The 23998-nt window shown below is 36.2% G+C and carries 23 protein-coding genes; 10 read left to right on the forward strand and 13 right to left on the reverse strand.

Annotation, left to right across the window (positions count from 1 at the left end; translation table 11 throughout):
- Positions 1-60 precede the first annotated feature (60 nt).
- From ACRDEC_RS00555 to ACRDEC_RS00565, 3 genes are all read left to right on the forward strand, one after another.
- Positions 61-996 (forward strand): PorP/SprF family type IX secretion system membrane protein, encoded by a 936-nt coding sequence (locus tag ACRDEC_RS00555; protein WP_431496384.1) that lies wholly within the window; start codon positions 61-63, stop codon positions 994-996.
- A gap of 16 nt (positions 997-1012) precedes the next feature.
- Positions 1013-2878, forward strand: coding sequence for an OmpA family protein (locus ACRDEC_RS00560; protein WP_431496385.1), 1866 nt, complete (start codon positions 1013-1015; stop codon positions 2876-2878).
- 141 nt (positions 2879-3019) lie between these two features.
- Positions 3020-7315, forward strand: coding sequence for an Ig-like domain-containing protein (locus tag ACRDEC_RS00565; RefSeq protein WP_431496386.1), 4296 nt, complete (start codon positions 3020-3022; stop codon positions 7313-7315).
- A gap of 63 nt (positions 7316-7378) precedes the next feature.
- Here the strand turns inward: ACRDEC_RS00565 and ACRDEC_RS00570 are convergent, their stop codons facing one another.
- The 8 genes from ACRDEC_RS00570 to ACRDEC_RS00605 form a co-directional block, all read right to left on the reverse strand.
- Positions 7379-8203, reverse strand: a complete 825-nt coding sequence (locus ACRDEC_RS00570) for a DUF4249 domain-containing protein (RefSeq protein ID WP_431496387.1) — start codon at positions 8201-8203, stop codon at positions 7379-7381.
- A gap of 5 nt (positions 8204-8208) precedes the next feature.
- On the reverse strand, positions 8209-10584 hold the full coding sequence (locus tag ACRDEC_RS00575; RefSeq protein ID WP_431496388.1) for a TonB-dependent receptor: 2376 nt from the start codon (positions 10582-10584) through the stop codon (positions 8209-8211).
- A gap of 128 nt (positions 10585-10712) precedes the next feature.
- Complete coding sequence (locus ACRDEC_RS00580; RefSeq protein ID WP_431496389.1) at positions 10713-11936, reverse strand: NADP-dependent isocitrate dehydrogenase; 1224 nt, start codon at positions 11934-11936, stop codon at positions 10713-10715.
- A gap of 195 nt (positions 11937-12131) precedes the next feature.
- Complete coding sequence (gene rplS, locus ACRDEC_RS00585; protein WP_135525370.1) at positions 12132-12482, reverse strand: 50S ribosomal protein L19; 351 nt, start codon at positions 12480-12482, stop codon at positions 12132-12134.
- A gap of 201 nt (positions 12483-12683) precedes the next feature.
- Positions 12684-13361 carry a tRNA (guanosine(37)-N1)-methyltransferase TrmD gene (gene trmD, locus ACRDEC_RS00590; RefSeq protein ID WP_431496390.1) on the reverse strand — a complete coding sequence of 226 codons (678 nt, stop codon included), beginning with the start codon at positions 13359-13361 and terminating at the stop codon, positions 12684-12686.
- Positions 13362-13486: 125 nt separating this feature from the next.
- The gene (locus ACRDEC_RS00595) at positions 13487-13933 is read right to left on the reverse strand and encodes a DUF1569 domain-containing protein (RefSeq protein WP_431496391.1); all 447 of its coding nucleotides are present in this window, start codon (positions 13931-13933) and stop codon (positions 13487-13489) included.
- 14 nt (positions 13934-13947) lie between these two features.
- Positions 13948-14748, reverse strand: a complete 801-nt coding sequence (locus tag ACRDEC_RS00600) for a class I SAM-dependent methyltransferase (RefSeq protein ID WP_431496392.1) — start codon at positions 14746-14748, stop codon at positions 13948-13950.
- A gap of 9 nt (positions 14749-14757) precedes the next feature.
- Positions 14758-15279: a GNAT family N-acetyltransferase gene (locus ACRDEC_RS00605; protein WP_431496393.1), complete on the reverse strand. Its 522-nt coding sequence runs from the start codon at positions 15277-15279 to the stop codon at positions 14758-14760.
- Between ACRDEC_RS00605 and ACRDEC_RS00610 the strand changes: the two genes are divergently transcribed.
- From ACRDEC_RS00610 to ACRDEC_RS00630, 5 genes are all read left to right on the forward strand, one after another.
- Entirely contained in the window at positions 15278-16210 is a 933-nt protein-coding gene (locus ACRDEC_RS00610; protein WP_431496394.1) for a peptidylprolyl isomerase, read from the forward strand. The genes ACRDEC_RS00605 and ACRDEC_RS00610 overlap by 2 nt on opposite strands.
- A 255-nt stretch (positions 16211-16465) precedes the next feature.
- Positions 16466-16690, forward strand: coding sequence for a microviridin/marinostatin family tricyclic proteinase inhibitor (locus ACRDEC_RS00615; protein WP_431496395.1), 225 nt, complete (start codon positions 16466-16468; stop codon positions 16688-16690).
- 51 nt (positions 16691-16741) lie between these two features.
- On the forward strand, positions 16742-17716 hold the full coding sequence (locus ACRDEC_RS00620) for an MvdC/MvdD family ATP grasp protein (RefSeq protein ID WP_431496396.1): 975 nt from the start codon (positions 16742-16744) through the stop codon (positions 17714-17716).
- Positions 17717-17804: 88 nt separating this feature from the next.
- The gene (locus ACRDEC_RS00625) at positions 17805-18830 is read left to right on the forward strand and encodes an MvdC/MvdD family ATP grasp protein (protein WP_431496397.1); all 1026 of its coding nucleotides are present in this window, start codon (positions 17805-17807) and stop codon (positions 18828-18830) included.
- 74 nt (positions 18831-18904) lie between these two features.
- A complete protein-coding gene (locus ACRDEC_RS00630; protein WP_431496398.1) occupies positions 18905-19207 on the forward strand; it encodes a c-type cytochrome in 303 nt (100 codons plus the stop codon).
- Positions 19208-19254: 47 nt separating this feature from the next.
- On the opposite strand, the gene ACRDEC_RS00635 is transcribed toward ACRDEC_RS00630, so the two are convergent.
- Positions 19255-19707 (reverse strand): 2-dehydro-3-deoxyphosphooctonate aldolase, encoded by a 453-nt coding sequence (locus ACRDEC_RS00635; RefSeq protein WP_431496399.1) that lies wholly within the window; start codon positions 19705-19707, stop codon positions 19255-19257.
- A 68-nt stretch (positions 19708-19775) separates the two neighbouring features.
- On the opposite strand from ACRDEC_RS00635, the gene ACRDEC_RS00640 reads away from it, so the two are divergent.
- Both ACRDEC_RS00640 and ACRDEC_RS00645 read left to right on the forward strand, forming a co-directional pair.
- On the forward strand, positions 19776-20333 hold the full coding sequence (locus tag ACRDEC_RS00640) for a YeeE/YedE family protein (protein WP_431496400.1): 558 nt from the start codon (positions 19776-19778) through the stop codon (positions 20331-20333).
- A gap of 10 nt (positions 20334-20343) precedes the next feature.
- Positions 20344-20757: a DUF6691 family protein gene (locus ACRDEC_RS00645; protein WP_431496401.1), complete on the forward strand. Its 414-nt coding sequence runs from the start codon at positions 20344-20346 to the stop codon at positions 20755-20757.
- Between the two features lie 35 nt (positions 20758-20792).
- On the opposite strand, the gene ACRDEC_RS00650 is transcribed toward ACRDEC_RS00645, so the two are convergent.
- From ACRDEC_RS00650 to prmA, 4 genes are all read right to left on the reverse strand, one after another.
- Positions 20793-21473 (reverse strand): lysoplasmalogenase, encoded by a 681-nt coding sequence (locus ACRDEC_RS00650; RefSeq protein ID WP_431496402.1) that lies wholly within the window; start codon positions 21471-21473, stop codon positions 20793-20795.
- Positions 21466-22764 (reverse strand): sterol desaturase family protein, encoded by a 1299-nt coding sequence (locus tag ACRDEC_RS00655; protein ID WP_431496403.1) that lies wholly within the window; start codon positions 22762-22764, stop codon positions 21466-21468. The genes ACRDEC_RS00650 and ACRDEC_RS00655 overlap by 8 nt, the downstream gene beginning before the upstream one ends.
- 8 nt (positions 22765-22772) lie before the next feature.
- Positions 22773-23048, reverse strand: coding sequence for an ATP-dependent Clp protease adaptor ClpS (locus tag ACRDEC_RS00660; RefSeq protein WP_431496404.1), 276 nt, complete (start codon positions 23046-23048; stop codon positions 22773-22775).
- Between the two features lie 71 nt (positions 23049-23119).
- Positions 23120-23953 carry a 50S ribosomal protein L11 methyltransferase gene (gene prmA, locus ACRDEC_RS00665; RefSeq protein WP_431496405.1) on the reverse strand — a complete coding sequence of 278 codons (834 nt, stop codon included), beginning with the start codon at positions 23951-23953 and terminating at the stop codon, positions 23120-23122.
- Positions 23954-23998: the final 45 nt, after the last annotated feature.

Below are 23998 nucleotides of genomic sequence, written 5' to 3' on the forward strand. Positions count from 1 at the left end.
TAATTATAGGCAGACTGCCCTTTTGGGCAGGCTGCTACTATAAAGCAATCAGAGCTTACAATGAAAAAAATATATTTAGCCTCGTTATTATTGGGTATGCTGTCTTCAGGGCTGCATGCACAGCAAGATCCGCATTATACGCAGTATATGTATAATATGAATATTATGAATCCTGCCTACGCCGGATCGAAAGAAAACCTGTCTATAGGTCTTCTATACCGTCAGCAATGGGTTAATATGGATGGTGCTCCTAAAACAGCAACACTGTCAGCGCATGCTCCGGTAGGAAAGAATGTAGGATTGGGTCTTTCGGTTATTTCGGATAAAATTGGCCCTGTTGAGGAGAACAATGCGTATGCTGATTTTTCGTATACTTTAAACCTGGGAGGTGACCATCGCCTGGCTTTTGGACTTAAAGCAGGAGCAACAATGCAGAAAGTAGGACTGTTTTCAGATATTGGTAACGGTTATGTACAGCATTCGGGTGATGTTGCTTTTAGCCAGAATTCCAACAATACTAACCTGAACCTTGGGGCAGGTGTTTTTTACCATTCTGAAAATTACTATGTGGCTTTTTCGGTTCCAAATATGCTTAAGAGTAAACATCTTAATGTTACTGAAGACGGTCAGGAATATCAGTTTGGAAGTGAGACTCAACATTATTTTTTGACCGGAGGTTATGTTTTTAATCTCTCAGAGTCAACTAAATTCAAACCTTCTGTGATGATTAAATCGGCTTTCAATGCGCCGGTTTCTCTGGATGCTTCAGCGAACTTTCTGTTTTTTGAGAAGTTTGAAGCAGGGGCAACTTATCGTCTGGATGATTCGTACGGTGCGATGGTAAATTATGCGATTTCTCCAAGTATCCGTATCGGGTACGCTTACGATCGTATTCTTTCTGACTTGAAGCTGACCACACAGGCTTCTCATGAGTTTATGCTGCTGTTTGATTTGAATTCTCGTAAAAAAGTATCCGTTTCACCAAGATTTTTCTAAACCAACCAAGAACAAAATGAAAAGACAATATATCACATTGGGCCTGCTACTGTTTTTAACTGCAGGTTCAGCTCAGGATAAGTTCACCGGTCATGCGGATAAACTTTTTGAAAGCTACCAGTATGTTGACGCTATAGCCGAGTACCAGAAACTTGCTCAAGGCAAAGGAGCGAATACTTATGTTTATACACAGCTGGCCGATAGCTATTATAATATATTCAATACAGCGGAAGCTGCCAAGTGGTATGCTAAAGCCGTTGAAGGAAAAGCTGCTGCAGAAACATACTACCATTATGCACAATGCCTTAAAACTCTTGGAAAATATGAAGAAGCAAACCGTCAGATGGATGCTTTTGCCGCTTCGTCTCCTAATGATGCTAGAGCCAAAGAACACAAATTAAATCCGAATTATTTTCCGAGCCTGTCAAGCCAATCCAAAATGTTTGATGTGAGCCAAACGAATATCAATACCAAAGGATCAAGTGATTTTGGAGCTGTTCTGACTAATGACAACGTGCTTTATTTTGCCAGTACTCGCAACAGTTCAAAACGCACAGACAGATGGACAGGCCAGCCTTATCTGGATATTTTTCGTTCAGTGCGTAATTCGGATGGAAGCTTATTGGAACCAGAAGCAGTGAAAGAACTGAACACGCCTTTTCACGATGGTCCGCTAACTATCAGTGCAGACGGCAACACGATGTTTTTTGCAAGAGACGGCCATAGTGAAGGAAAATACGATAAAACGAGCCAAATTAAAATAGGACAGCAAGGTTTGTACAAAGCCACTAAAACCAATGGTACGTGGTCTAATGCAGAAGCTCTTCCGTTTAACAGTACTAAATATTCAGTAACTCATCCTAGTTTGAGTGCAGATGGGAAGACCTTATATTTTGTATCGAATATGTCAGGCGGACTTGGAGATTCTGATATTTGGAAAGTAGCTATAAATTCCAATGGTTACGGTGCTCCGGAAAATCTTGGTGCTTCGGTTAATACTCCAGGAAAAGAAAATTTTCCATTTATAACACAAGACAATCAACTCTATTTTGCTTCATCAGGAAGACAGGGTTTTGGAGGTTTGGATGTTTTTAAAATTGATTTAAATGGAAATACTCAAGCTCAAAATGTTGGTAAACCGATGAACAGTGAGAAAGACGATTTCTCTTTCAGTTTAAACAACAGTTTGAATGTAGGTTATTTTTCATCGAATCGTAACGGTTCAGATGCCATTTATACTGCTATTCCGGTTTGTAAAGCCGAAGCGATAGCTTTTATCACCAATAAAAAAACTAGTGAAGTATTGTCCAATGCCACTGTGGCAATCTTAGATTCGAAAGGGAACAGTATTACAACCAGAGAATCGGACGGGCAAGGAAAAGTAAGCTATGGTATTGATTGCAATACAGAGTATACTTTTAAAGTGACTCTGGAGAACTTCGATACAGCAACTTTTACGGTTCCGGGTGTAAAATCAGGAGAATCGGTTGTAAATGCAGCTTTAACTCCGGTTGAAGTAATCATTACCGATACCGAAGTATTGCTTGATGCTATTTATTTCGATTTCAACAAAAACAACATTACTTCTCAGGGTGCAGCCGAGTTGGACAAACTGGTGAAGGTATTACAGGATCATCCAACAATGGAAATATTGGTTAAATCACACACAGATACTAAAGGAAGTGCTTCTTATAACCTGAATCTTTCAGAAAGAAGGGCACAGTCTACAGTTCAGTATGTGATTTCAAAAGGAATTTCCAAAGATAGAATCAAAGGAAAAGGTTTCGGTAGTTCTTCTCCAAAGATTGATTGCGGTTCAAACTGCAGTGAAGAAGAACATGCACAGAACAGACGTTCTGAGTTTATCATAGTAAGAAAATAATTTTTGGTAAGTTGTTTATTTGTTTTTTTTAATTGTGAAATCCTTCGTGTCTGCTAAAAACAGCACGAGGGATTTAATCTAAATTTCTAATACTGGTCTCTGTATTTTGAGATTAGTTATTTGCCCTAAAAACCGGATTAAATGAAAAAGATTTTAGTATTATTTTTAGTATTATTTTTAGCAAATTCAAATTTTGCTCAAAATACACCCAATGATTGTGTGAACGCAATTACAGTGTGCGGGAATGGAAATTTTAGGTCTAATGCAACTGGAATCGGGACTATACAAGAAATTTCTAATGCTTGTAGTGGGTTTGAACATAATTCCATTTGGCTTAAGATTAATATTGTACAATCGGGATTTTTAGGTTTTGATTTGATTCCTAACGATCTTAGTATTACTGTTGATTATGATTTTTGGGTATATGGACCTAATGTAGGATGTTCTAATTTGGGGCCGGCATTACGATGCGCAACTTCAAATCCGGCTATGCTGAACGCAAATAACAATCATACTGGAATGAGTTTAGGAACAGCTGTAACGCAAGTTGGTCCTGGATTATCTAATCCGGGCAATGGAGATAGTTACGTAAGGTCTATCCCTGTTTTAGCAGGCCAATCCTATTATATTGCCATCGATAGACCAGTAGGTGACGGAGGTTTTGAAATTCAATGGACAGGATCTGCCACTAATGGAACTGGAGCTTTTCCAATTCCGCCAACAGCAAACCAAATTCCGGATTTAAAAACCTGCAGCAATTCACCCAACATAGGTATTTTTGATCTTAATGCAGTTAGGGATGACATAAATCCTAACTTAGTGAACAATACCGTTAATTTTTATACGTCACTTGCCAATGCAGTTGACGGAATATCCCCATTACCGGGTATTATTGCCAATGATGGAAGTAATCCACAAAAAATTTATGCCAAAGTGGTGAATACTTTATCAGGATGTTCTACTATTACAGATTTTAATCTGAGGGTTTATCCGGTACCAAGTGCAAATATTTCAATTTCAAATACACAGGTTTGCTCGGGACAAAATGTAACAGTTACTTTTACAGGTACCCCAGGTGCAACCGTTGAATATACTATAAATAACGGAGCTGTTCAGTTCATTTTACTGAATGCATCAGGAACATTTCAGTTAACTCAATCTATCACAGCCCATACTACTTATGCTTTAGTTAGTGCCAAAATATTAGATGCAAATAATATTGCGGTCTGTTCGCAATTGGAAAACGATACCGTGTCAGTCACTGTTTCAACCGTAAGTACCCCAACTTTAACCACAAATTCGCCAATTTGCGAAGGAGATGTTGCAGTTCTGACATTTTCGGGTTTACCCAATGCAGTGATTACTTATTCTGTAAACAGCAATGCATCTCAAACAGTTAACTTGGATAATTCTGGACAACAACAAGTAAATTTGCCAAGTCTTCCTATTGGCATAAATCAAATAAACATATCAGATATTAGAGATTCAAATGCTCCTAATTGCAGTAGGACATTAAACATAAACGAAATTATAATTGTAAATGAGCATATAACTACAGCGATTTTAGTTACACAGAATGTATGTCAGAACGATCCTTCACCTCAAATTACATTTACCGGATTGGGAGGAAATGCACCATATAATTTTATTTACAATATAAATAATGGAACCAATCAAACAATAACTACAACAACTGGTAATAGCGTTTCTGTGAATGTACCTACTAATGTTCCCGGGATATTTGTTTATAATTTAGTTAGTGCAAGTTCAACAACAGCTCCAACTTGCGTTTTTCCACAGACAGGAACAGTTACTGTAACAGTTAATACATTACCATCTATTAGTGGAAATTTAACTTTATGCCAGAGTACGACAACACAATTAACAGGTTTAGGAACTCCTGCAGCAAATCCATGGACTTCAGATAATACAGGCGTTGCTACGGTAAATAATGCCGGATTGGTAACTGGAGTTTCAGGCGGAACAGCAGTAATTACTTATATGGGAGCTAATGGATGTCCGGCAACTGTAACGGTTACGGTAAATGGATTACCAACAATCAGCGGAACAATTTCTACTTGTATCAATACAACATCTCAGTTAACAATATCAGAAGTTCCAATGGCAAACACATGGAATTCTTCAAACCCAACTGTGGCAACTATAAACGCAAGCGGTTTGGTTACTGCCATTTCTCAAGGAAGTTCAACAATAACATATACGGATGCAAAAGGATGTATAGTTTCGGTATTATTTACTGTATATACAGCACCAAGTATTACAGGTTCAAATGTTATCTGTTCCAATGAAACCTCGCAATTAACAGGTTCTGGAACACCAGCAGCTATAAATCCATGGCTGTCCAATAATACTGCTGTCGCAACGGTTGATGCAAACGGATTGGTAAGAGGAGTATCGGCAGGAACTACGGTTATTACTTATTCGGATACCAATGGGTGCTCAAATACGATAACTATAACGATTAATGCTTTACCTGTCATAAGCGGAGTATTGTCTGCCTGTCAAGGTCTGTCAACACAATTAATGGGTTCGGGAACTCCAGCCGCAGCGAATGCATGGATTTCATCTGATACAAATATAGCTACAGTAAGTGGAACAGGATTAGTATTTGGGATTTCAGGCGGAACAGCTACAATTACTTATAGTAATAATAATGGATGTGTTGCAACTGCTGTCGTAACAATTAATCCATTACCAGCAATCAGCGGAATAGTAACTGTTTGTATGGGAGCAACAACCCAGTTGACAAGTACAGCAGCTCCAGCAGTGATAAATGCATGGATCTCATCTGATACAAATGTGGCCACAGTAAGTGCAACAGGATTAGTAACAGGAGTTTCAGCCGGGACAGCGACAATTACTTATACAAATGTTAATGGTTGTTCCAATACGGTTACAGTGACTGTATTATCTGCTCCAGCAGCAAGTATTTCAAATATAGGAGCTTCAACAATATGTTCAGGAAATACTGTAAATATTCAAATAACAGGTACTCCGGGAGCAATGGTAAACTATACTGAAAATTCAAATACTGTTTCAGGTTCAATTCCTGCTTCAGGTATAATTACTATCACTTCGGCATTAACATCCACAACAACATTTACGCTGGTAAACATTGTAAATGGAGGATGTAATAGCGTCTTAGGTCAAAGTGTTACTGTAAATGTAACTCCAATGCCTTCTGCAATGATAGCATACAATAGTCCATATTGTGTTACAGAGTCAATTCAGCAAGCAGTCAATTTTTTAGGAACTTCAGGAGGTTATTATACAGTCATTCCTGCGACGGGATTGAGTATTAATTTAACTACTGGCGCCATTTTACCAAGTGCAAGTACCCCGGGAATATATCAGATTACATATAATGTTGCTGCATCTGGTGGATGTCCGTTGTATACAAGTGCACCGGCTACAGTAACGATTTTGAATGGACCGAATGCCACAATTTCTTACGGAACACTTCCTTTTTGTATTTCACTGGCAGGACAGGTTAATGTAATTCAAACGGGAACAACCGGAGGAGTTTATTCTGCGGTACCTTCCGGATTGTCAATTAATAGTACTACTGGAGCAATAACGCCAAGTTCAAGTACGGCTGGTATTTATACGGTTTATTATAAAATTGTGTCATCAGGCAGTTGTCCCGAATTGATTAGAGAAGCTACAGTAAGTATTCTTGATATTCCTAAACCTGACGTAAATACAGGAGTGATATGTATGAATTCTGTAACCAATACACCTTTTAGCACAGCTACATTAATTAGTGGTCTGGATCCGCAAGGACTTACATTTGAATGGTATTTTAACGGATCTCTGGTAGGTTCTTCCAATTCATATGAAGCAAGTCAAATAGGCAGTTATACATTAATTGTAACTAATGCAGCGAATTGTTCGGCAACAGTCACAACATCAGTAACCGCTGCTTATCCCGCATTAGATGCAGATGTTACCTATGTGGTTAGTAATTATTTTGAAGACAATCAGATGATTACAATAAAAGTAATAGGAAGCGGATCTTATCTGTATAGTTTGGATGATGGCCCTTTCCAGGAAAGTAATGTATTTACCTATGTTTCTCCAGGAGAGCATTATGTTACGATTCACGATGAAAACGGATGTACCAATATTACCATCAAAAATATTATCACAATTGATTACCCGCATTTCTTTACACCTAATGGCGATGGTTACCATGATACCTGGAATATCTGGTCTTTGGGTAATCAGTCAAATGCTGAAATTCATGTTTTTGACAGAATGGGTAAATTAATCAAGATAATAAAACCCGAAGGAGGCGGATGGGATGGAACATTCAATGGACAGGAATTACCTGCCACAGATTATTGGTTTACCATTAAATACAATGAGAATCAGTCGGAGAAAATATTCAAATCACATTTCTCATTAAAAAGATAATTGTTGAGTTTAAAAACAAAAAACACCACTTAAAAAGTGGTGTTTTTTTATATCATAGTTAAGCTATTGTACGACATAAGAGGCCGTATCCGTTTCCCCTAAACTAAAATATCCTAAAGGATAATTGGACTTATTCGTCTGGTTTGTGATATTACCTCTCAAAGTAGCAGGTGGTGATGTAAAAGGATTTCCTTCGTTTGTTCCTGCAATGTTCAAAAGCTTGGTCATATAATTACTGTAGCGTTCAGAAATTCCCTGTAAGCTCAAATCTAGGATATCGTTAGCTTTTAAATCTTCATCGGTATAAAAACCAAACATTTGATTTCCTTGAAAAAACTCATCAGGAGCTACTCCATATTCCGGAAAGGTGATATTACTGTTTTTGAAGCCGATTAAATAAAAATTATCTTCAGCACCATTATCCTGATAGTAAAATTTCACTTGAATCTGTTCGTCACCAATACCTGGAAAAATACTTTGTTCAATGTCGTCGATTTCAGGAGAAGCATATAATTTTTCGGAAGCGGTGTATGTTTGTCCTTCAGAAATTACGGTTAAGGTATAATTCTCGTTGATTACAGGAGTAAAATTGGTACAAATATAGTCTCCTGTGTTTGGGGTTTCAATAAAATTGAACACAGTATTTGCACTGTTGGTTATAAAAACCGTTGCACCTGAAACTGTCGGAATTGTAGAATTGTAAAAGCCCGTTGTAGTGGTCAGTTTTACCTTTTGCTCATTCCCGGGTGTTCCTTTTACCCATTTAATGGAAGCATCTATAACTAATTTTGGAGGAGCTGTGTCTAAATCAACATCGACTACATCTTCGCAGCCTATGAATGAAAGAGAAGTTACAATGACAATAATATAAGTGAGGATATTTTTCATACGGATTAGAATTTAAAATTGTAAGATACTGATGGGACCATCCCAAAAATTGATAATTTGACCGCCTCATTTACACCAGTATCGGCATTTTGCCTGAAAGCTATTGAAGCGGCATTTTTTCGGCTGTATAAATTGTAAATACTAAATACCCATTCGCTTTGCCATCCTTTGTTTTTGTCAGGTTTAGGAATATAGGTCGCCGAAACATCAAGATGGTGGTACATAGGAAGGCTGTTGCCATTACGTTCCCCATAACTTGGAATAACAATACCTTGGTACATATATTGACCGTTTGGATACGTTACTGGTTGTCCGGATTGCAAGGTGAAATTAGCGCCAAAACTCCATTTTTTAGTGTATTTGTACAATCCGGTAACAGCCAGATTATGGGTTTTATCATAAGCAGAACGATACCAATCACCATTGTTTATACCAATTTCATCAGAAGTTCTTCCAGGAGTTTTTTGCTGCGAGCGAGAAATAGTATATGCAATCCAACCGCTTAGTTTTCCGGTATTTTTACGAAGCAGTAACTCAACGCCATAAGAACGCATTTGGCCGTTTAGAATGACTTGCTCGATAGCTTCATTGGCAATCAGATCAGCACCGTCAATATAATCCATACGGTTTTTAATTTTTTTGTAAAAACTTTCTACTTCAATAGTATAAGCATCGTCTTTAAAATTATTAAAATAGCCCACAGCAACCTGATCGGCAATTTGCGGCTTGATGTAATTATCACTTGGTGTCCATACATCCAGCGGAGTAGGTGAGGCTGTATTGGAAACCAATTGCAAGTACTGAACCATTCTGTTGTAACTCGCTTTTACAGATTGATCAGGGTTTAATTCATAAGAAACAGAAAAGCGGGGCTCGAAATTGTCAAAGCTGGCAATGGTTTTGTTTTTGCCAAAATATTCAGTGCCGATAGGTTTTGCTTTTTCATAGATTTCAAGTTCCGGATCATACGTCACTGCTTGGTTGTCCGTATACAAATTTACGGTCGAATTTCCCAAACGGTAAAACATGCTGTATCTCAATCCGTATAAAACCGAAATCTTATCGGTCAAATTCTGTTCAGCATCTATATAAAAAGCAGGTTCCAAAGCATATTTTTTATCCAATTGCCTGTAATTGATTCCTGATTCCGCATTGTTAGGTTCGATAGTTCCCGGGTTGAAATCATAGTAAATGGCATTGGCACCATAATTCAGCTTGATTTTATCCGATAAATAATGTTTAAAATCGTATTTTAAATTGTAGTTTCTGATTCCTGAATTCCAATTGAATCCGGCAAAATCCAATGTTAATCCATAATAATAATCACTGTAAATTAAAGACAGATTTGAAAATAATTTATCGTTAAATAAATGATTCCAACGAAGATTTAATATAGAATTTCCATACGTATTGACAAAGGTTTTGTTTAATGAAAATACATCACGGCCAAAATATCCGGAAAGGTATAAACTGTTGTTTTTGTTGAGCTTGTAATTCAGTTTTGTATTTAGATCATAAAAGTAAGCACTGTTTTCATTATCCGTTAATTTCAAGAATAAATGGGCGTAAGAAGCACGTCCTCCAATAAGAAATGAACCTTTTTCTTTCACTATCGGGCCTTCCGCCAGAATTCGGCTCGAAATTAATCCGATACCACCGTTCATACTAAATTTATTGCTGTTTCCGTCTTTTTGGTAAATATCCAGAACCGAAGATGCTCTGCCTCCAAAACGGGCCGGAATCCCTCCTTTGTATAATTTTAAATCCTTTATGGCATCCGGATTAAACACAGAGAAAAAACCGAAGAAATGGGAAGAATTGTAAATTGTTGCTTCATCCAGCAAAATTAAATTCTGATCGGCTCCACCACCACGAACATTAAATCCGGATTGTCCTTCACCAGCATTAGTCACACCCGGTAAAAACAACAAAGATTTGATAACATCCACTTCACCCAAAACCACAGGCATTTGCTTAATGGTTCCGATAGCGAGTTTGTTAGCACTCATTTCAGGTTTACGGATATTGGCCGTATTTTTTGAAGAGACAACGATTTCCTCTAGTTTTTTACTCTCTTCATTAAGGCTGAAATTCTTCTTGGTATTTTCCGAAAGCGAAACGGTTTCTTCAACGGATTGAAAACCAAGATAATTAATTAAAATAGTGTATTCTCCTTTAGGAATGGTAATCGAATAAAAACCATACTCGTTGGTTATTGCCGATGATTTTGTTTCCGGAATAAAAATGCTGACCCCAATTAAGGTCTCATTGCTGTTGACATCTGAAATTACACCGCTAAGTGTGAATTTTTCCTGGGAAAACGAAGTAAATAATCCAAAAAAGAAGAAAAGTGATAAGAGTAACTTTTTCTGAAGCGACATGTTTTTGATTTTAGTTTCCTGTTAGAACGAAAACGGGGGTATTTTGTTACAAAAGATTTGTTAAGATTTCATTAAAAAAAAGACGGCCAATAATTTGACCGTCTTTTATATTAGTATGTAAAAATAAGTTATGCTAATTTCTTATCTAAATTTACTTTTAATGTTTGAAGGAAATCTTCTGTAGTAAGGAAATCAGCATCAGTTAAGCCTTCCGGTTTTACTAAACTAGCTAAATCTTTAGTCATTTTTCCTGATTCAACAGTTTCGATACAAACTTCTTCCAGTTTGTTACAGAAATCGATTAGTTCCTGGTTTCCATCTAATTTACCTCTGTGCTCCAAACCTCTTGTCCAGGCAAAAATAGAAGCGATTGGGTTAGTAGATGTCTTTTTACCTTGTTGGTGCTGACGGTAGTGACGTGTAACAGTTCCGTGAGCTGCCTCAGCTTCTACAGTTTTTCCGTCCGGAGTTACTAATACAGAAGTCATTAATCCTAATGAACCAAATCCTTGTGCTACAGTATCCGATTGAACGTCACCATCGTAGTTTTTACAAGCCCAAACAAATCCACCGTTCCATTTCATCGCAGATGCCACCATGTCATCAATCAGCCTGTGCTCGTAAGTCATTCCGTTTTTGTCGAAATCGGCTTTATAATGCTGTTGGTATACTTCTTCGAAGATATCTTTAAAACGACCGTCGTAAGCTTTTAAGATTGTATTTTTAGTCGAAAGGTATAAAGGCCATTTTTTAGTCAATGCCATTTGGAAAGAAGAGTGAGCAAATCCGTAAATAGATTCGTCTGTGTTGTACATAGACATTGCAACTCCATCTCCTTTGAAATTATACACTTCCCATGAAGTAGTTTCTCCAGCTTCATTTGTGAAAGACATGGTTAAAGTCCCTTTTCCTTTGATAACCTTATCTGTTGCTTTGTATTGATCTCCAAAAGCGTGACGGCCAATAACGATTGGTTTAGTCCATCCCTGAACGTAACGAGGCACATTACTCATAATGATAGGCTCACGAAATACAGTACCACCTACAATATTACGGATGGTTCCGTTTGGAGATTTCCACATTTCAGAAAGGTTAAATTCTTTTACACGCTCTTCATCAGGTGTAATTGTAGCACATTTGATACCTACGTTGTATTTTTTGATAGCTTCTGCAGAGTCGATTGTAATCTGGTCTTTAGTTGCTTCACGGCTTTCAATTCCAAGATCGTAATATTTAATATCCAGATCTAAATAAGGAAGAATTAACTGTTCTTTGATAAAACTCCAAATGATTCGTGTCATTTCATCGCCATCCAATTCTACAACTGGATTAGCTACTTTTATTTTTGCCATAATTGTTTAGTTTGTAATTTTTGCGATGACAAAGATACTAAAATCGAGGATAAAATTCTTTCAAAATCTATTGAAACAATGACTTTTATCAATTTAATATTTTATTAGATTTTAAATGGGGTTTTTATATTTTTTCAAAAAAAAATCCCGAATTCGATATTTCGATTCGGGATTTTATAGGTAAGAATTTCAGAATTATCTTCTTCTTTCTTTGATTTTTGCTTTTTTACCAGTAAGCTCTCTAAAGTAGTAGATACGAGCTCTACGAACTTTACCTCTTTGGTTCAATTCAATTTTTTGAATAGCTGGCATGTTAACAGGGAAGATACGCTCAACACCTACAGCACCAGACATTTTACGGATTGTAAAAGTTTCGGTAGCACCTGTACCTCTTCTTTGGATTACAACACCTTTAAAAAACTGTGTTCTTGTTTTTTCACCCTCTTTAATTTCGTAGAAAACTGTGATTGTGTCTCCAGCTCCGAATGTAGGGAAATCTTTCTTAGCAGATAATTCGTTATTAACGAAATCGATTAAATTTGCCATGATAATATAAATTATGATTTAAACCAGAGCAACATTCACGGGTTTCGCCAGAGGTTGGTCTAATGTGGGTGCAAAGGTAAGAAAAATATTTAGAGTTACAAATGTATTTTGGAAAAAAGAAGAAAGATGCAACGGTCAATAAATCAATTGTTTAGCGATATTTGTTACATTATCAGTCTTTCCTGTTTCTTTCTCCTTTTATTATTCTTCCAACAAATCCGGCCTTCTGTTTTTCGTATGCTCATACGCCATTTCTTCACGCCATTTGTCAATTTTCGCAAAATGCCCGCTGGTTAAAACCTCCGGAACTTTCCAGCCTTTGTAATCCGCAGGACGTGTATAAATAGGAGGAGAAAGTAAATTGTCCTGAAAACTATCGGTTAATGCAGAAGTTTCGTCACTCAAAACCCCTGGAATCAGACGGATTAAAGCATCTGAAAGAACTAAAGCTCCCAATTCTCCGCCAGATAAGACATAATCGCCTATAGAAATTTCTTTCGTAATAAAATGATCCCTAACCCTTTGATCCACTCCTTTATAATGGCCGCAAAGAATAATGATATTTTCATACATTGACATGGTATTCGCCATTTTCTGATTCAATGTTTCCCCGTCAGGCGTCATGTAAATGATCTCGTCGTAGGATCTTTCGGTTTTTAAATGGGTAATACAAGCATCAATTGGCTGAACAGTCATGACCATTCCGGCGCCACCTCCAAAGGGATAATCATCAACACTTTTTTGCTTATTTGTTGTATAATCTCTCAGGTTGTGAAAATAAACTTCTACTAATCCTTTATCAATAGCACGCTTCATGATAGAGGCTTCAAAAGGACTTCGCAGTAATTCAGGTAAAACAGTAATGATATCTATGCGCATAATTTTTGTTTCAAAGTTGCAAAGGTACAAAGTTGCAAGGTTTTTTCAGGAGCTATTTCCCGCTGTTCGTTTCAATCTTTTGCTTTTTAAAGGAAAAAGCAAAAGGATTTCCACTGTCATCAGGGCTAAACCCCAAATTGCTTCAAATGATGGTCTAGATGTTTCCACATTAATTTGTCCCAATCATCATTAGTCATTTTACCAAAAAACGGATGGTTGTTTGATTTTATAACCGAATGTCCTTGCTTAAAAGAAATCACTTTTTCGGTTAATTTTTTTTTGGTTTCATCAAAATCATATCTTTCTGTTCGGATAAAAGAAGGCGCAGTCGGACTGTTTTTTTTGAAATCAGGTTCGTTTAGAATTTTATTTTTCATCATTCGGCCTAAAAGGCGAAATAGAAAATTAGCTTTCATCTGTTGATTTTCAAAAAGAAAATCAATAGGAGCAATACAATGCGACATCATTTGGTCAACGGTCATTACTCCCCATTGTGCTTGAGAATCGAAACTTAAACGGGTAATTCTTTCAATCAATTCTTGATTGTCATTGGAGTCAAAAATGCTTTTCATAATTTAGGTAAAAGTTATTTTTTGGTTGCTACCAAGGCATAAACCATTGGTATTTTATTCTCTAAATGTTTGATTCTGAATTTCCCAGGCTCAAATTCTTCAGTTTCGTTAAAACAAGCATAAGGAGAATAATCATATTCATTAAATGATTTGATTTCAAGGCCATTTCCCAGCAAAGAAGAAAAAACTTCAGTTAGAGGATGATTCCAGCTGATGGTCTGGTTTTTTATAGGTGCTTCTTTATCAGCATACGTCCCTTCGATATTCTCTATGATGGTTTCTACATTGAAATAGCTGTAGCCAATATTCTTGAAATAATCGTCAAACATCCAAACTACCGGGTGAAATTCTGCAAAAACAAACTTTCCTTTTGGTTTGAGGAAATGGGAAACTACTTTTGCCCATTTGTCCAGGTCAGGTAGCCAGCCAATGGTGCCATAACTGGTAAAGACCATGTCAAATTCCTCATGAAGGTACTGGGGTAAGTTATACACATCACAACAGATAAAATGGGCAGAAACATTCATTTTTTTAGCTATTTCAGTTGCAGTTTCAATCGCTTTATCAGATAAATCGACGCCTGTAACGCTAGCTCCTAATTTTGCCATTGAAATACTATCCTGACCAAAATGGCATTGCAAATGCAGGACTTTTAATCCGGAGATGTCGCCCAGAAGATTCAGTTCGATTTCGTTTAAAGAGGTTTTTCCTGCCAGAAAACCGTCTAGATTATAAAAATCGGAATGGACATGGACCGCTGTTTTTTCGTTCCATGCTGCTCTATTAATTTCGATATAATTTTCGGGAATTTTCATAAAAAAGAATTAAAGAATTAGTTCCATTTGGATGTCGGCACGGTGGTAATCGGTCTCATCCAGAGGAACTTCTGTAAAATTGTATTTTCGGTATAAATTTAAAGCTGTGTCCAGTTTGGTGCTTGACATCAGCATTATTTTTTTTGCTTTTTTTTCTTTGGCGAAAGCAATGCAGGCTTCCATTAAATAGTGGCTTAATTTCTGGCCTTGAAATGGCTTGTCTACCGCCAGTTTAGCCATTTCAAATACATTATTGTTTACTTTCTGCATGGCAACGGTTCCTGCTATTTCATTGTTGACCAAGCAGAAAAAAATTTCGCCTCCGGGATTTAAAATTACTTCTTCAATGTTTTCAAATACATCAATATCATGTTTTTCAACAAAAAAGTATTCTTCGAGCCAGGCTTTGTTTAAACGGATAAAATCAGATTTGAACTTGGGATTGTATGAGATAATTTTAATATCCATTTCGTCAGGACTTCTATTTAATATTTTGTAATTTTGCAGTTCAAATTTAAATAAATAAACCATGCAAGACGGAATTTACGCAAAATTTAATACTACAAAAGGATCTATTTTAGTAAAGCTAACTCATGATTTAACTCCGGGTACGGTTGGAAATTTTGTAGGCTTAGCTGAGGGGAACTTAGAGAATAAAGTAAAACCACAAGGGAACAAATATTACGACGGACTTAAATTTCACAGAGTTATTCCTAATTTTATGATTCAGGGAGGATGTCCTCTTGGAACAGGAACAGGGGATGCTGGCTACAAATTTGATGATGAATTTCATCCAAGTCTGAAACACGACAGGCCGGGAGTTTTATCTATGGCAAATGCAGGTCCCGGAACGAATGGATCACAATTCTTCATTACTCATATACCTACAGATTGGTTGGACGGTAAACATACTGTTTTTGGACATGTGGTTGAAGGTCAGGATGTAGTTGATGCTGTGGCTCAGGATGATATTCTTGAATCAGTAGAAATAATAAAAGTTGGTGCTGAAGCTGAGAAATGGAATGCAATTGAGGCTTTCAGAACTTTTGAAGGTTCCCGTGCAAAACGTGAAGCTGCTGAAAGAGCTGCTGCTGAAGAAGCCATGGAAAAAATTGCTGCCGGATTTGAAAAAACGGAAAGCGGACTACGTTATAAATTTATCCAAAGAGGAAACGGAAAAAAAGCGGAAAACGGTAAAACAGTTGCTGTGCATTATTCCGGTTCTTTAGAAAACGGAAAAGTATTCGATAATTCGTATGCAAGAAAAAAACCAATTGAATTCCCATTAGGAAGAGGAAATGTGATTGAAGGCTGGGACGAAGGTATTGCTTTACTTCAGGTAGGCGATAAAGCCCGTTTTGTGATTCCATCTCATTTAGGATACGGTTCTCGCGGTGCCGGTGGTGTTATTCCTCCAAATGCTACGTTGATTTTCGATGTGGAATTAATGGATGTAAAATAAGAAACACACATTTTTTTAGTATGAACTGCCCTTAGAGGCAGTTTTTTTATGCCTTGCCAAAAGAGGTTACTCTTTCTTTATTAGTGTATTATCTTGTGATTAGCCTGTTTTACTCTATTTTTAGCCGAAACATTTTCTTGTTAAAGGTTAAAATTAACGTAAAATTATTCTTATAAATTAAAAAAAAGTATACTTTAGCGTGTCATTTATTTGCAAGTAAAATCAGACATTAATCACAATTAAATTTTTATTATCATGAAAAACAAAGAAAATCTAAAAAAACCTTTTTTCGCAAATTTCTTAGAAAATCAAATTTCTAAAGAAGAGCAAACTACAATTCAAGGATCTGCACCTATGCAAACGCTAAAGTATCCTTCTGACGGTGAAGACGGCCCAGGAAATATTACAAAACCTGCTGTTGATATTGCACACACAATGAAGTACCCTTCTGATAACGATGAAGCTGGGACTGAAATATAATAAATAGAATTTGAGCAATGATTTTTACAGTCATTGCTCATTTTTTTCAGTATGATATTATGCATAAGCCACAGTAACGATTATTATACGGTAGATATAGTAATTAAAAGATTAAAAGAATTAGGGAAGGAAGTTTATCGCTTTAACTCTGATGATTTTTCAAACAAATTGAATTTTGATTATACCGGAAGTTCTGAAGGAGTTTCCGTTACCATCCAAACACCGGACCTTATATTTTCTTCTAATGACATTGAGGCGGTCTGGTACAGAAAGTTATGGGGAATCACATTACCTGAGGATTTGGATACTTCTTTTCACAACATTTATGTTCAGGAATATTCCACGATGCGAAATTTGTTTTTTGGATCGCTGAAAAATATCCCTTGGATGAATCCTATGAATAAGGATCATGAAATAGCTGAAAATAAGCTGGAACAACTGAGGTTGGCCAATGAATCCGGATTGCAAATCCCCGAAAGCCTCTTTACAAATGACGCTAAGAAAGTAAAAGACTTTTTTTATTCGGTTTGCAAAGGGAACATGATTGCTAAATTGCATGGTTCGTTATCAAGAAGCATGTCAGGAGATACTCCTTTCTTTCCAACCACTCTTATAGAGGAAACAGATTTGGATAATTTGGATACGCTAGGGTATTGCCCGATGATTTTTCAGCGGAACATAGCCAAAGCATACGAATTGAGAATCATCTATGTTGACGGCGTTTTTTTTACTGGAAAAATAAATGCAGAAACGTCAGTAAAAGGAAAAACAGACTGGCGCGTGGCAGATGATGTTTCATTGGCATGGGAACCGTACGTCTTACCGGAAGAAATCGGTAAAAGGCTCACTGTTATGATGAAAAAAATGGAATTGTTCTTCGGTGCCATTGACATGATTCGCCAAAAAGACGGCCAGTACGTGTTTTTAGAAGTAAATCCGCAAGGAGAATGGGGAATGATTCAGCGGGATCTGGACTATCCGATTGGAGAAACCATCGCTGAAAAATTAGTAGCAAGAATTGGATAAACAACCAGAATTGCTGCGCTTACATTAGAAATTAATTAACCGTTATAGAAACCCAAAAAACAGCCAATTGCTGGAACATAAATAAACTATGGAAAAAGTATTAATTATTACACATTCGCTTGATAATGAATGTATTGAAGTTGTTTCGAAGAAATTACGGGAATATAATGCAGTGCCAATACGTTTTAATGTAGACGAATATCCGCTTCACTACGGATTGAGCAGCTGCTACGAAAATAACGAATGGAAAGTTTACTTGGATTATAAAGGTGAAAGGGTGTCCATCCATGATATTTCCGCGGTATGGTACAGAAGAAGCCATAATTTAGGAAGTGGTTTGTCGTCTATCCTGGAAGGTGAATTTTTAAGTAGCGTTCATGGAGAAGTCCGTGCTACTTTGTTTGGGATGCTGGAAAGCCTGAATTGCTTTCAAATTGGTAAATTCAGTCAATATAGACGTTTGGATAGTAAAGAAGAACAAATGAAAATTGCCTCTCATTTAGGATTGAAAGTGCCGGAAACCTGTATTACTAATAATCCCGAAGAAGCCAAACGCTTTATCAAAGAAAGGCCAAAAGGAGTTATTTCCAAAATGCAGAGTGCTTTTGCTATTACCAGAGATGGGATCGAAAATGTTGTATTTACAAATATAATGAAAGAAGAAGATCTTGAAAATATTGATACTTTACAATATTGCCCGATGCAATTTCAGGAAAAACTGGAAAAGGCATTGGAATTAAGAGTAACTATTGTTGGAGACCAGGTTTTTTCTTTTGCCATTGATTCCCAAAAACTGGAGAATGCAAAATTAGACTGGAGAAGGGAAGGAGTTACGTTGCTGCAAGACTGGAAACCGTATGAATTGCCTTTGGAAGTTAAAGAAAAATTACTTCAATTGATGGATATCTATCAAATTAACTATGGTGCTATTGATATTATTGTTACTCCTGAAAATGAATGCTATTTTCTGGAAATAAATTCAGCTGGAGAATTTTTCTGGCTTGACAGATTAATCGATGGAGCTATTTCTGATCAGATTGCTAAAGTGTTGATAGGTAAAGAATTCAGACGATATTCACCTGTTTTAGAAGAAAACCATAGTAATGTTTTGTAATTTGAGATAAAGGAAAAAACGGTTTTCAGACCCAACTTTTTTCTTATATTTACCAAAATCAAAAACTTAAAAATATGTTTAAATCAAAAATTCTAGCAGTTGCTATTTTGGGGGTAATTATTTATTCCTGTTCGCCAAAAGTGGTTACAACAGCACCGGTAACTGAGGTTAAGCCAGTTGCAGTTGATCTTGCTCCAGAATTAGCAGAAGGAAAAAATTTATATGAAAATAATTGTGTAAAATGCCACAAACTATTTCCAGCTACTAGACATACTAAAGAAGAATGGGTTTCTGTTTTGGACCGTATGGCACCAAAAGCTAAAATTACAGATGTACAAAAAGCTTCGATTTATAATTATATTACTGCAAGCCTGTAAGTTTTATAATATATAGCATAAAAAAACCATCCGTAAGGATGGTTTTTTTATTTTCGGGCCGTAAAACCGACGGGAATCATTAGTTCACCTTTTTCAAATTTATTTATATATAGTAAAACCGGTTTGATTTGTCCTTCCCAGCTAATTTCATAAATATCGATTATTCCTGCTCCCATTTCTGTTTTTTTTGTTGGAAACGGGCAACAGCTGTCTTTTAATTCAAATTTTATTTTCTCTCCATTGGGACCCGCCAAAGCATTCAAAAAGCGTATTTGGTTTCTAGTGCCGTCTTCCAATGAAGTAAACCCAACATTTATAGGATAATCCTCATCGTATCCGTACTTTTTATCTGTAGCATTTTTAGTGATGATAAAACTATCATATTTCCCGTTTAATCCAGGGCCTGGGATAGAATCATCAATATTTTTAATAGTCGATTTTGTGCTGATACAAGAAGTAAATACTGCAAAAAGTAAAAAAACAGACAGAACTCTTTTCATTTATTAAATCTTTAGGTTGATTGTAACAAATATAAGAACATTCTGTTATTTTTGTAAAAAATATTTGCATGGAAATTATTACACATACATGGCATTGGTCTATTTCGGGGTTTCTCATCGGAATGGTTATGCTGATGCTGATTTATTTCGGAAAAACTTTCGGAATGTCTTCTAATATGAGAAGTTTATGTTCAATGACTGGAGTAGGAAAGTACGTTCCCTTTTTTAATTGGGATTGGAAATCACAACGATGGAATTTAGCTGTTGTTTTCGGCGCCATGCTTGGCGGATTTGTAGCAGTTCATTTTTTATCTGATAGTTCCAATGTGGCTATAAACCCGAACACGTCAGCGCTGCTGTCAACTTTTGGAATAGAAGCTCCTAATGGAAGTTTGGCTCCAAAGTCAATGTTTGGGACCGAAGCTTTTCAATCGCCTAAAATGATTTTTATTTTACTTATCGGAGGTATTCTTATTGGTTTCGGATCCAGATATGCCGGCGGTTGTACTTCAGGTCACGCTATTTCGGGATTAAGCAATCTGCAGTTGCCATCACTTAAAGCCGTGATAGGTTTTTTTGTAGGTGGCTTGATTATGGCACATTTTATCTTTCCTTTATTATTTTAATTATCAAGCAATGAATTTACTAAAATATATAGTTGTCGGTTTCTTCTTTGGAGTAGTCTTAACGAAATGTGAAGCTGTTTCCTGGTACAGGATTTATGAGATGTTCCAGTTTCAGTCCTTTCATATGTATGGAATAATAGGTGTTGCTATTGCCACAGGAGTCATTGGAATCCAAATCATTAAAAGGAAACAATTGAAAGATATTGATGGGTTGCCAATCGAAATTTTAGATAAAGAAAAGGGATCTGTCCGTTATTGGATTGGTGGGCTGATTTTTGGATTGGGCTGGGCATTAGTAGGCGCTTGTCCAGGACCTATTTTTATATTGATAGGAGCAGGATTTATGAGTGTGGGTATTATTTTAATCGGAGCGTTATTAGGTACATTTTTATATGGTATTCTGAAAGACAAACTGCCACATTAAAAATTTAGTCAGAAAAATAAAAAGCGGCATTTTCCCTATAAGGAAGATGCTGTTTTTTTTTCATTTAGTTTCAAAATCCCTAAAACAATAAGATATTGTGCCACAATATAAGTTGCCATAATTAAAAAACCGGAATTAGGTAATGGGCTGTAAAATTTATTCATAGCCAAAATACTGTCTGAAGTCACAAAGGCAATAGCTCCATTGAGAATAAGCAGATTCATAGGTTTTTTCCATGTTAATGAACCACGGATCGCCATTACAAGCATTAAGGAAATAGTAAATGCATAAACTGAAACAGGAATCTTCAAATCGCCTAATGTTGGGTAAAGAAGGGTAAGCATTCCATACAAATACGCCGAAATGATAGTAATTCCAAGCCCAAACAGAATTTTATTGAGCGGTCTTTTATCCGAGCTCTGCTTAACGAAAAGGACAATAAATAAAATATGAGCAATAAGAAATGATACCAATCCAAAAATAAAATATAATTCTCCTTTATCAGCAAACATCAGGATGACATCGCCAACCCATGAGAAGAACAATGCAGAAAGCAACCATTTTTTTGTTGGAAAATCGTTTGTTTTATAGGTAGCCAAAATTAAAAAAGGCAATAAGAATGGCTTTAAAATCCAAGCCCAGCTGTCTTTTCCTAAAAATAATAAAACCAGATAAAACGTACTTATAATAAGGAAATGCTTTAAAAAATTATTCATTTAACGGATTTAAAATGGGTTGATTTTGACTTCTAAACTCGAAAGTAACAAAATAAATGCTGACAGCCAAAGAAAGTGTCAGGTATGTCATCACAATATAAGTTCCGAAGGGAATGACGGTATTTAAACCAAACCAATCTCCATAATACGTAATAATTCCAATGGCAAAGATATAACGGATGATTTCCCAAAGGAATGAGAATTTATTCTTGTCCATGAGTTCTGTGTAGCTGTAAACAGTGACAAAAATAAAGGTACCATAAACAAAAATATTGGGCAGTCCGATTTTAGCAATATTGTCAAACAAATAACTAATCAGTAATAAAGTGGCAAACATTTGTGTAAGCGACCAATAAATTAATTTATTGGAATTTTCGGTTCCGAATTTTTCAAAATTAAAAACGTTATCAATTTTATGAATTGGATATTTTTCATCAAAACCTTCCGGTCTCCATCCGGTTGGCATAAACCAGATTCTGAATTTGTCTTTCCAGTCTTCGGCATGCCAGGCATCTCGTATTAAAACCCATAAATGCTGAAAGTTAATTTTGATTGGATTCCAGGTTTCAGCTGGTCTTGTAATTCCGAAAACAGCTGGAATTTCAGGTAATTCTTCTTGGAAAGTACCGAATAATTTATCCCAAATAATAAAAACCTGAGAATGATTTTTATCCATATACTCAGGGTTAATAGCATGATGTACCCTGTGATGAGATGGCGTAACAATAATTTTTTCTAAAAACCCTAATTTGTTAATGTATCTGGTGTGGTACCAAAACTGTACAAAAAACTGAATAGGCAGTGTTATAGCAATAACCGTTGCAGGTACTCCTAAAAGAGCAGCAGGCAATAATAAAAAAGTAAATAAGTTAACAAAGGTAGAAACTGATTGACGCAAGGCACACGATAAATTAAATTCTTCTGAACTGTGGTGAATCGCGTGTTTGTTCCAGAAAAAATTAATTTGATGCGACCATCGGTGATTCCAATAACCATAAAAATCAATCACAATAAACGCTATCACATAGGTTAAAACAGAAGCTTCTAATGTAAACAAAGACAATTTTGTAACCAACCATTCGTAGGTCAACAAAGAAACACTCAAACCTAAGGCATCTTTAACAGCATTTGTCATTCCGGAACTGATACTCGAAACACTATCCATTATCGGAACGTAGTTCACGCCTTTGTAATAACCGTATATTTTTTCAATAGCGATTAGCAGCAAAAAGCAAGGCATTGCTATGATTAATATTTTTCCGTAAATAGCTAAAGAATCTAGTTTTTCCATAAATTTAGTTAAATAATTTCTGCACTAAGGCCTGCTTCTAATAATTGGGTGCATTGCGGTTTTAACTCGTCAAAAGAACCTGTTTTTACGGTGCATTTTCCTTTGTAATGAACTAAAAGCGCACATTGTTCTGCTTGTAATTCGTCGTGTTTACAAACTCTTATTAAAGTTTCAATAACATGATCAAAAGTATTCACATCGTCATTGTACAATACGATTTCATTGTTTACACCTACAGCTTCAAGTACTGAAACTTCAATTTGTGTTTTTTCTATAGTTGCCATTTTTTTGACTTCTGGATTATTGGAAATTTTTGGCTTTCAGGTTTTACGATTGGTATTGCTTAAAGCTGTTACTAATTTACATATTTTAATGATACCCAGTTGTTTCGTTGTAGTTTTTTAACAAAAGTAAGCCCTTTTTCAGTACAGGATGCATCAATAAATGGAATATCTTCTTCGTAAAAACCGCTAAAAAGAATCGTCCCGTTTTCGTTTAGGCAATCTACATAAGCCTGCATGTCATTTAATAAAATATTTCGGTTGATATTGGCAATAATCAAATCGTATTTTTTGTCTTTTAATAAAGCAGCATCTCCTTCGTATACTGAAATGTGTTTGCAATTATTGCGTTCTGCATTTTCAATAGAATTAAGGTAACACCAATTATCAATATCTATTGCGTCAATCGGATGAGCGCCTTTCATTTCGGCAAGAATTGCTAAAATAGCCGTTCCGCAACCCATATCTAATGTTTTCATGTCAACAACATCATTTTCCAGCAAATGCTGAATCATCATATGCGTCGTTTCATGATGTCCGGTTCCAAAACTCATTTTAGGTTCAATAACAATATCGTATTGAGCCTCTGTTTTTGGGTGAAAAGGAGCACGAACATGACAGGTTCCGTCTACATCAATAGGTTCGAAGTTTTTTTCCCATTCCTCGTTCCAGTTAACTTGTTCGATCTCTTCAATCGTATACGAAATCTTAAATTCATCCGATCCAAGAATATAAATATCGTTCAGAATATCATCAGTCCATAAGTGTTTTTGAATGAAGGCTGAAAACCCTGTTTCGGTTTCTATAAAGCTTTCAAAGGGCTTTTCACCTAGTTCTGCAATTAATATTTCTGATCCAGGTTCTTTTGGCTCGACCGAAAAATGATATCCTATATATATGTTTTCCATAACAAAAAATTTCCGCAAAGGTAACAATTACTTAATATTGACTGA

Origin of the sequence: Flavobacterium sp. (assembly GCF_050696275.1) — a bacterium.
Lineage (GTDB): Bacteria > Bacteroidota > Bacteroidia > Flavobacteriales > Flavobacteriaceae > Flavobacterium.

What these genes read in the sequence shown, in the direction of transcription:
- trmD (WP_431496390.1), bottom strand. Translation starts at nt 13,361, where the DNA reads ATGCGCATAGATATCATTACTGTTTTACCTGAATTACTGCGAAGTCCT.
- ACRDEC_RS00660 (WP_431496404.1), bottom strand. Translation starts at nt 23,048, where the DNA reads ATGGCAACTATAGAAAAAACACAAATTGAAGTTTCAGTACTTGAAGCT.
- rplS (WP_135525370.1), bottom strand. Translation starts at nt 12,482, where the DNA reads ATGGCAAATTTAATCGATTTCGTTAATAACGAATTATCTGCTAAGAAA.
- ACRDEC_RS00650 (WP_431496402.1), bottom strand. Translation starts at nt 21,473, where the DNA reads ATGAATAATTTTTTAAAGCATTTCCTTATTATAAGTACGTTTTATCTG.
- ACRDEC_RS00555 (WP_431496384.1), top strand. Translation starts at nt 61, where the DNA reads ATGAAAAAAATATATTTAGCCTCGTTATTATTGGGTATGCTGTCTTCA.
- ACRDEC_RS00565 (WP_431496386.1), top strand. Translation starts at nt 3,020, where the DNA reads ATGAAAAAGATTTTAGTATTATTTTTAGTATTATTTTTAGCAAATTCA.
- ACRDEC_RS00615 (WP_431496395.1), top strand. Translation starts at nt 16,466, where the DNA reads ATGAAAAACAAAGAAAATCTAAAAAAACCTTTTTTCGCAAATTTCTTA.
- ACRDEC_RS00640 (WP_431496400.1), top strand. Translation starts at nt 19,776, where the DNA reads ATGGAAATTATTACACATACATGGCATTGGTCTATTTCGGGGTTTCTC.
- ACRDEC_RS00560 (WP_431496385.1), top strand. Translation starts at nt 1,013, where the DNA reads ATGAAAAGACAATATATCACATTGGGCCTGCTACTGTTTTTAACTGCA.
- ACRDEC_RS00625 (WP_431496397.1), top strand. Translation starts at nt 17,805, where the DNA reads ATGGAAAAAGTATTAATTATTACACATTCGCTTGATAATGAATGTATT.
- ACRDEC_RS00610 (WP_431496394.1), top strand. Translation starts at nt 15,278, where the DNA reads ATGCAAGACGGAATTTACGCAAAATTTAATACTACAAAAGGATCTATT.
- ACRDEC_RS00605 (WP_431496393.1), bottom strand. Translation starts at nt 15,279, where the DNA reads ATGGTTTATTTATTTAAATTTGAACTGCAAAATTACAAAATATTAAAT.
- ACRDEC_RS00635 (WP_431496399.1), bottom strand. Translation starts at nt 19,707, where the DNA reads ATGAAAAGAGTTCTGTCTGTTTTTTTACTTTTTGCAGTATTTACTTCT.
- ACRDEC_RS00620 (WP_431496396.1), top strand. Translation starts at nt 16,742, where the DNA reads ATGATATTATGCATAAGCCACAGTAACGATTATTATACGGTAGATATA.
- prmA (WP_431496405.1), bottom strand. Translation starts at nt 23,953, where the DNA reads ATGGAAAACATATATATAGGATATCATTTTTCGGTCGAGCCAAAAGAA.
- ACRDEC_RS00575 (WP_431496388.1), bottom strand. Translation starts at nt 10,584, where the DNA reads ATGTCGCTTCAGAAAAAGTTACTCTTATCACTTTTCTTCTTTTTTGGA.
- ACRDEC_RS00570 (WP_431496387.1), bottom strand. Translation starts at nt 8,203, where the DNA reads ATGAAAAATATCCTCACTTATATTATTGTCATTGTAACTTCTCTTTCA.
- ACRDEC_RS00645 (WP_431496401.1), top strand. Translation starts at nt 20,344, where the DNA reads ATGAATTTACTAAAATATATAGTTGTCGGTTTCTTCTTTGGAGTAGTC.
- ACRDEC_RS00600 (WP_431496392.1), bottom strand. Translation starts at nt 14,748, where the DNA reads ATGAAAATTCCCGAAAATTATATCGAAATTAATAGAGCAGCATGGAAC.
- ACRDEC_RS00580 (WP_431496389.1), bottom strand. Translation starts at nt 11,936, where the DNA reads ATGGCAAAAATAAAAGTAGCTAATCCAGTTGTAGAATTGGATGGCGAT.
- ACRDEC_RS00655 (WP_431496403.1), bottom strand. Translation starts at nt 22,764, where the DNA reads ATGGAAAAACTAGATTCTTTAGCTATTTACGGAAAAATATTAATCATA.
- ACRDEC_RS00595 (WP_431496391.1), bottom strand. Translation starts at nt 13,933, where the DNA reads ATGAAAAGCATTTTTGACTCCAATGACAATCAAGAATTGATTGAAAGA.
- ACRDEC_RS00630 (WP_431496398.1), top strand. Translation starts at nt 18,905, where the DNA reads ATGTTTAAATCAAAAATTCTAGCAGTTGCTATTTTGGGGGTAATTATT.